The organism is Streptomyces turgidiscabies Car8, from assembly GCF_000331005.1.
GTDB lineage: Bacteria > Actinomycetota > Actinomycetes > Streptomycetales > Streptomycetaceae > Streptomyces > Streptomyces turgidiscabies.
This window is the reverse complement of sequence record NZ_AEJB01000514.1, coordinates 146,637-154,168: the sequence shown is the minus strand read 5'-3', so window position 1 is coordinate 154,168 and position 7,532 is coordinate 146,637. Positions and strand designations below refer to the sequence as shown.

Genomic DNA, 7,532 nt, shown 5'->3' with positions numbered 1-7,532 from the left:
CCACCGGTGGGGGGATGGATCAGCGGTACGTGATGTCGCTGGTCGCGTACTTGCAGTACGTGCCGTCGGGGTTGGAGCCGTTCGTGGTCGGCTCCTTGCCGGTGTTGTTGCCGATGTACTTCTGGCAGGGAACGATCTTCTTGCTGGAGTCCCCGACGATCGTGATGCCCCTCAGGGTGGCGCTGTCGCCGTAGTTGGTGTTGATGCCGGCGAGCTTGCCTCCCTTCCAGGTCGCCTCGATGTTGGTGAGGTTGATGGTCCGCTTGTACTGCGTGGAGCAGTTGCCGCAGGACCGCACGAAGGTGCCGAAGTTCTTCGCCGCGAAGTTGGAGATGTTGAGCGTCCCGGCGCCGTTGAACTGGAACACCTTGTCGCTGGCCTCCTTGGCGCCGCCGCCGGACACCGTGTAGACGTTCGACGAGGAGCTGCCCCGGAAGGTCGCGGCGTCCTCACCGACGTCCTCCCACCACACGTTCTGCAACGTGCAGCTGCCCTTGCAGTGGATGCCGTCGGACGCCGGGGCGCCGATGATGACGTTCTTGAGGACGGCGCCCGCGGCCAGCTCCAGGAGCGGTTTCTGGTTCTCGTCCTGGCCGCCGCTGCCGAGGTCCCCGGTGCCGTAGAGACGCTTCATCCCGTAGTCCTTGGTGCCGGAGACCGGGATGGTCGAGGAGACGCCCTGGCTGCCGTTGGCGGTCGGCCAGGTCGCGGCGCTCGCCGGGGAGAGCGCTCCGCTGGTCATGATCATGCCAAGCGAAAGGCTGAGCGTGGCCAGGGTGCCGGTCAGCGCGCGCCCGCGCGCGCGTGGACGTGTCGTAGAAGTCATGTCCCGTTGCCTTCTTCCGGTCGGTAGTGCTGTGTGGGGAGTCGTCAGAGCTTTCCGGCGCCCGCGCCGGACGTCACCGAGGCGACGACGGTCGAGGCCGGTTCTGCCGTGTAGCTGTACGGAGCGGTGGTGAACGTGCCGACCCGCGAGACCTCCGTGGCGGCTCCGCCGAGGTCGTTGCCGCGCAGGTTGGCGTATCCGTCGATGTCGCTGCTGCGGTTCGTGGTGACCGCGACGAGTGTCGAACGGAAGACGTTGTTCTCGACGAGCATCTGGGCGCCCATGCGCGAGTGCACGGCGGTCTCGGCGCCCTGGACGTAGTTGTCGTAGAAGTGGCCGGTGCCGAACCGCAGGCTGGGGATGCGGGAGTACACGTTGCTGAAGTGGTTGTGGTGGTACGTCACTTTCAGGTGGCCGGTGTCCTCGGACGCGTTGTTGTCGCTGTGGCCGACGAGTGAGCCCTTGAAGTGGTCCTTGAAGGTGTTCCAGGACACCGTCACGTTGTCGGAGCCGTGGTTGATGTCCAGCAGACCGTCGTAGTAGTCCTTGTCGTGAGCGCGGTCCGCGGAGAAGGAGTTGTGGTCGATCCACACCTTCTTGGACTCCTGGACGGTCACGCCGTCGGACGGTGCGAGCGGCTTGCTGATGTTGAGGTTGCGGACGACGACGTTCGTCTCCTCCTTGATCCTGAGGCCGCCCCCGGTGAAACCGGAGGACGAACCGACGCCCAGGACCGTGGTGTTGGAGCCGAGGTCGACCTGGCCGCTCAGCGTGATCAGACCGCTCACCCGGACGACCTTCGCCGCGTTGCCCGTGACGGCCGTCCGGAAAGCGGCGAGCGTCGTCACGGTGACCGGGGTGGCGTTGCCGCCGCCGGTCGTTCCCGCACCGAATCCGATGGGTGCGGTCTCGGCGGCACCGGCCGACTGGGGGACGGTCAGCACGGCGGCGGCCGCGAGAGCGGTGGCCACGGCCGTCGCCGCCACAGATCTTTGCGTTCGTGTACGTGGGGGGCGTGTACGCATGCGGGTGCGTCCCTTCGGGAGGGCCGGCTGACCGTGGGGGAGGTCAGCCATGTGAATGAAATTCACCATGTTGTTCGTCGAGTGGTGCGCTGCACGTGACTCGATGGAGCGGCGACGGAGGGCTCGAAGTGGCGGGATGTAGGCGCTTCAGGGAGTGCACGTCCCTGGGTGCGTACGTTTCGGGCCTTCTAGTCGAACGGGGATCGACATCGATGGGTCACATCGATGAACGGAAGGTAGGGGGTAAGCGCTTTCTGGTCAACGCTTTGCGCGCAATGCGTGTACCGCGGATCCGCAACCGCTGGTCAGCGAATGTTTTCGATGTGTGGGAGCGCTTCCATGGGGGCCATGCTCATGCCACGATGCGGGCGGGCAGCCCCGCGGAGCGGGACTTCGACTTCCGCCACGCGTTACCCCACGAGCCGTGATCAGGAAGGGACCAGGACGTGTCCACCACTGTCGGCACCACCGCGAAACGACCGCTGCGCTCGGCGCTCGTCGCGCTTCTCGCAGGCCTGCTGCCGTTACTCGCGGCGACATTTCTCACCGCGCCCGCGGCGGCGGCCCGTACGGAGCCGGCGGCGGCCCCCGCAGCGGCGGCGGCCGCGCTCACCGAGGTGACGAACTTCGGGGCCAACCCGAGCAACCTGCAGATGTACGTGTATGTGCCGGACAGCGTCACCACGCGCCCCGCGGTTCTGGTGGCCGTGCACTGGTGCACCGGCTCCGGCCCCGTCTTCTACTCCAACACCGAGTACGCCTCGCTGGCCGACCGCTACGGCTTCATCGTGATCTACCCGTCCGTCACGCGCAGCAGCAAGTGCTTCGACGTCTCCTCGCCGCAGGCGCTCACCCGGGGCGGCGGCAGCGACCCGGTCGGCATCAGGTCCATGGTCGACTGGGTCACCCGGACCTACAACGCCGACACCAGCAGGGTCTTCGCCACCGGGGTCTCCTCCGGCGCGATGATGACCAACGTCCTGCTCGGCGACTACCCGGACGTCTTCGCGGGCGGTTCGGCCTTCGCGGGCGTACCGTTCGGCTGCTTCGCCACCACCAACGGCTCGGAGTGGAACAGCGAGTGCGCCCAGGGAACGGTGACCCACACCCCGCAGGAGTGGGGCGACCTGGTGCGCAACGCCTACCCCGGATACACCGGCGCCCGGCCGCGCATGCAGCTCTGGCACGGCACCGAGGACGACACCCTGCGCTACCCCAACTTCGGGGAGGAGATCAAGCAGTGGACCAATGTGCAGGGGCTCACCCAGACGCCGTCCGCGACCGACTCGCCCCAGTCCGGCTGGACCCGCACCCGCTACGGCGCCACCGGTGACAAGGCCCCAGTCGAGGCCATCAGCCTCCAGGGTGTCGGCCACAACCTGATCACCACCGGCATGGCAGCCCGCGTGATCACCTTCTTCGGCCTGGACAGCGGCGGCACCGTGCCCCAGCCCCCGGCCGGCGCCTGCAAGGTGGCGGTCACGACCAACGCCTGGAACACCGGGCTGACCGCGTCCGTGACCATCACCAACAACACCACGACTGCCGTGAACGGCTGGAAACTGGGCTTTACCCTGCCCTCCGGCCAGAGCATCACCTCCGGCTGGAGCGCCACCTTCGCGCCCTCCTCCGGCGCGGTGACCGCCACCAACGTCACCTACAACGCGAGCATCGCGCCCGGCGCGAGTGTCGGTTTCGGCTACCAGGCGAACCACACGGGCAACAGTGCCGCACCGTCCGGATTCACGCTCAACGGAACGGCCTGCACGGCCGGTTGAGCCCCCCTGTGCCGGGTGCGTGCCACGAGCGCGCACCCGGTCACCTCCCGCTCCGCGTAATCGAAGAAGCCCGTCCGGACAGAGGAAGGCACCCGGCCCGTGAAGTCGCCCCGCCTCGCGCAGTCGCCCCGGCCCCAGCGGCCGTCCGCCAGAGCAGCGCTCGCCTACCTGGTCGCCACCTGCGTGTTCGTGCTGGCCGTCGCTGTGGCGTCGTCCGCCGTGGTGGCCCTGGTCAGAAGCCCGCAGCCGACGGTCGCCCACCCGGCCCGGTCCGCCCCGCACTGGGTCAACACCTGGACGTCGATGCCGCAGCTCACCGAGCCCGGCAACCTGCCCCCCGCGCCCTTCACCGGGGAGCGTGCCGTCCTCGTCGACACCACCCTGCGCCAGACGGTGCGTGTCTCCACCGGCGGCGAGCGCGTCCGGCTGCGCTTCTCCAACGCGTTCGGCACCACCCCGCTGCCCCTCACCGCCGTGACGGTCGCCCTCCCCGCCGAAGGCCGGGCCGGAGTCAGCGCCGTCGAACCCGGCACTCTGCGCGAGGTGACGTTCGCCGGGCGCCGGTCCACCACCGTCCCCGCCGGGGCGCAGGTCGTCTCCGATCCGCTGGACTTCGGGCTGCGCCCCGCGACCAACCTGACCGTGACGACGTACCTGGCGAACGGCCAGGCCTCACTCGCGCTCACCTCGCACCCGGGCTCGCGCACCACCTCGTACCTGCGCACCGGCGACGGCACCGGCGAACAGGATCTGCCCGGGGCCACCCCGGTCAACCACTGGTACCTGCTCAGCGATGTCGAGGTGCTCTCCAGGCCGGACACGCGTGCCGTCGCCGTGCTGGGCGACTCGCTGTCCGACGGCCGTGGCTCCACGACCAACGCCAACAACCGCTGGCCCGACCAGCTCCTGGACCGGCTCAGGGGCCTTCCGGGCGGCAACCGGATCGCCGTACTGAACCAGGCCGCGGGCGGCAACCGGGTTCTCAACGACGGACTCGGACCCAACGCCCTCGCCCGGCTCGACCGGGACGTCCTGGCGCACAGCGGGGTCTCCTGGCTGATCGTCTTCGAGGGCGTCAACGACATCGGAACCGCCGAGGCCACCCCGGCCGCCCAGCAGCGCGTCACCGACGACCTCGTCGCCGCCTACCGGCAGATCGTCGTCCGCGCGCACGCCCAGGGCATCCGCGTCTACGGCGCCACCCTCACACCCTTCCGCGGCAACACGCCGTACGACGACCCGGCGGGCCTGCGCGAGACGACCCGGCAGGCCGTGAACGCCTGGATCCGCACCGGGGGCGCCTTCGACGCCGTCGTCGACTTCGACCGGGCGGTCCGAGACCCGGCCGATCCGGGCCGGCTGCGCGCCGACCTGCACGACGGGGACTGGCTGCACCTCAATCCCGAGGGGTACCGCACGCTGGCCGCCGCCGTTCCCGCGTCCTGGTTCAGGAAGAGCTGACCCCGGGTTGATGACGGCCGCCAATGCCCTCATTCTTGGGCATATGGTGAATGGGCCGCGCGAGAAACAGCGGGTGGTCCCGGCCGGTGACGCGCTGGCGGTGATCGACGCGCGGGGCACTCTCACGGGCTGGAGCGAGGGTGCCCGCAGGCTCACCGGACACACCGCCGCCGAGATCACCGGCCGCCCGGCGGCGGACCTGGCGACCGGCGACCCGCGTGCGGCCTGGCGGGAACTGCGCACCTCCGGCGCCGCCGTCGTGGGCGTACGACACCGCGACGGGCGGAGTGTCGAGCTGGCGCTGCGACTGTGCCCCGTGCCGGGGGAGCGGCAGGCGTACGTCATCACGGCGGCGCCCGACGACGCCGGGCGGGCCCTGGCCGAGCTGGCGTTCCGGCAGGCCTCCATGTCGATGTCCGTCTTCGACGCCGGGCAGCGCTACCTGCGGATGAACGACGTGGCCTGCGCGGTCATGGGCCGGCCCGAGGCGGAGTTCCTGCACCGCTACTACCCCGACACCGTCGAGGACGCCGAGCACAGCCGGGGCTTCCGGCGCCATCTGGAGATCGTGGCGGAGACGGGCCGGCCGGTCCACTACGAGAGCTGGACGCGGTCGCCCTCGGGGCGGCGCATGCACGCCTGGAACATCGAGATGTGGCCGCTGCGCGACCCGGCCGACGAACTGCTCGGCGTCGCCCTCGCCGCTTTCGACAGCAGCGAGCAGCACTGGGCCAGGCAGCGGCTGGCCATGCTCGACGAGGCCGCCGCGGGCATCGGCACCCGGCTCGACGTCGTCCAGACCGCCCGGGAACTCGCGGAACTGGTGGTGCCCCGGCTCGCCGACTTCGCCAGCGTGGACCTGCTGGACTCGGTGCTGCAGGGCGACGAACCGACGGTCGGGCAGGTGGACGCGGGTGTGGAGCTGCGCAGGGTCGCCCACCATTCGCTCACGGCCGGGGTGCCGGAGGCGGCGATCGGGCTCGGTGTGGCGGACGTCTACCCGGCGTACTCGCCACCGGCCCGCGCGCTCGCCACCGGCCTGCCCGTCCTCGCCCGCACCGGCGACCCGGACCTCGACCGGTGGTTCGGCCGGCACACCGCCCGCTCCGCCAAACTGCGTACCGACGACGGCACGGACACCCACGAAATCGCGCTGATGGCCGTACCGCTGAAGGCACGCGGTACGACGCTGGGTGTCGCCGTGTTCGTGCGGCTGCTGACCCCTGAGAAACCCGACGAGTTCGACGACGACGACGAGTCGCTGGCCCGGGAACTGGTCAGCCGCGCGGCCGTGTGCGTGGACAACGCCCGCCGCTACACCCGCGAGCGCACCACCGCCCTGGCCCTCCAGCGCAGCCTGCTGCCCCAGACGGTGGCCGGACAGGCGGCCGTCGAGTCCGCCTCCCGCTATCTGCCCGCGCTGTCCCAGGCGGGCGTCGGCGGTGACTGGTTCGACGTGATCCCGCTGTCCGGGACCCGGGTGGCGCTGGTCGTCGGGGATGTCGTCGGCCACGGCCTGCACGCCTCGGTGACCATGGGCAGGCTCCGGACGGCGGTCTGGACACTGGCGGACGTCGATCTGCCGCCCGACGAGCTGCTCACCCACCTCGACGACCTGGTCGGTCATCTCGGGACGGACGAGAGCGGCGAGTCGGCCGAGATCGGCGCGACCTGTCTGTACGCGGTCTACGACCCGGTGTCCCGGCGCTGCACGCTCGCCGCCGCCGGGCATCCGCCGCCCGTCGTCCTGTATCCCGACGGCCGGGTCGAGGTGGTGCGGGTGAGCGCCGGTCCCATGCTCGGTGTCGGCGGGCTGCCGTTCGAGGCGACCGAGCTGGAGCTGCCCGAGGGCGCCGTGCTGGCCCTCTACACGGACGGTCTGGTCGAGGCCCGCGATCGTGACATCGACACCGGGACGGCCGCCCTGTGCACGGCACTCGCGGTACCGGCCGACAGCCTGGAGGAGGTCTGCGACACGGTGCTCGGTGCCCTGCTCCCGCAGACACCGGGCGACGACGTCGCCCTGCTGGTCGCCCGCACCCGCGCCCTGGACGCCGAACAGGTCGCGGTCTGGGACCTGCCCGCCGACCCGGCCGTGGTCGCCCTCGCCCGTAAGCACGTCACCGCCCAGCTGACCCGCTGGGGCATCGACGAGGCCGCCTTCGTCACGGAGCTGGTCGTCAGCGAGCTGGTCACCAACGCCATCCGCTACGGCGGAGACCCCATCCAGCTACGGCTGATCCGCGACCGCACCCTGATCTGCGAGGTCTCCGACGCCAGCAGCACCTCGCCGCATCTGCGCCGGGCGCGCACCTTCGACGAGGGCGGACGCGGCCTTCTCCTGGTCGCCCAGCTCACCGACCGCTGGGGCACCCGCCCCACCGGCACCGGCAAGACCATCTGGGCGGAACAGGCACTGCCGCCAACTCTCTGAGAAACCAG

General features: G+C 70.5%; 5 protein-coding genes. 3 read left to right on the top strand and 2 right to left on the bottom strand.

Annotation, left to right across the window (positions count from 1 at the left end; all coding sequences use genetic code 11):
• Positions 1 to 19 precede the first annotated feature (19 nt).
• Positions 20 to 826 carry a pectate lyase gene (locus STRTUCAR8_RS37640; RefSeq protein WP_006381536.1) on the bottom strand — a complete coding sequence of 269 codons (807 nt, stop codon included), beginning with the start codon at positions 824 to 826 and terminating at the stop codon, positions 20 to 22.
• A 44-nt stretch (positions 827 to 870) separates the two neighbouring features.
• A complete protein-coding gene (locus STRTUCAR8_RS37635; protein ID WP_044473561.1) occupies positions 871 to 1,851 on the bottom strand; it encodes a pectate lyase family protein in 981 nt (326 codons plus the stop codon).
• Between the two features lie 446 nt (positions 1,852 to 2,297).
• On the opposite strand from STRTUCAR8_RS37635, the gene STRTUCAR8_RS37630 reads away from it, so the two are divergent.
• The 3 genes from STRTUCAR8_RS37630 (at position 2,298) to STRTUCAR8_RS37620 (ending at position 7,524) form a co-directional block, all read left to right on the top strand.
• On the top strand, positions 2,298 to 3,629 hold the full coding sequence (locus tag STRTUCAR8_RS37630) for an extracellular catalytic domain type 1 short-chain-length polyhydroxyalkanoate depolymerase (protein ID WP_006381528.1): 1,332 nt from the start codon (positions 2,298 to 2,300) through the stop codon (positions 3,627 to 3,629).
• 168 nt (positions 3,630 to 3,797) lie between these two features.
• On the top strand, positions 3,798 to 5,090 hold the full coding sequence (locus STRTUCAR8_RS37625) for an SGNH/GDSL hydrolase family protein (RefSeq protein WP_044473560.1): 1,293 nt from the start codon (positions 3,798 to 3,800) through the stop codon (positions 5,088 to 5,090).
• A gap of 43 nt (positions 5,091 to 5,133) precedes the next feature.
• Positions 5,134 to 7,524: an ATP-binding SpoIIE family protein phosphatase gene (locus tag STRTUCAR8_RS37620; RefSeq protein WP_044473546.1), complete on the top strand. Its 2,391-nt coding sequence runs from the start codon at positions 5,134 to 5,136 to the stop codon at positions 7,522 to 7,524.
• Positions 7,525 to 7,532 lie beyond the last annotated feature (8 nt).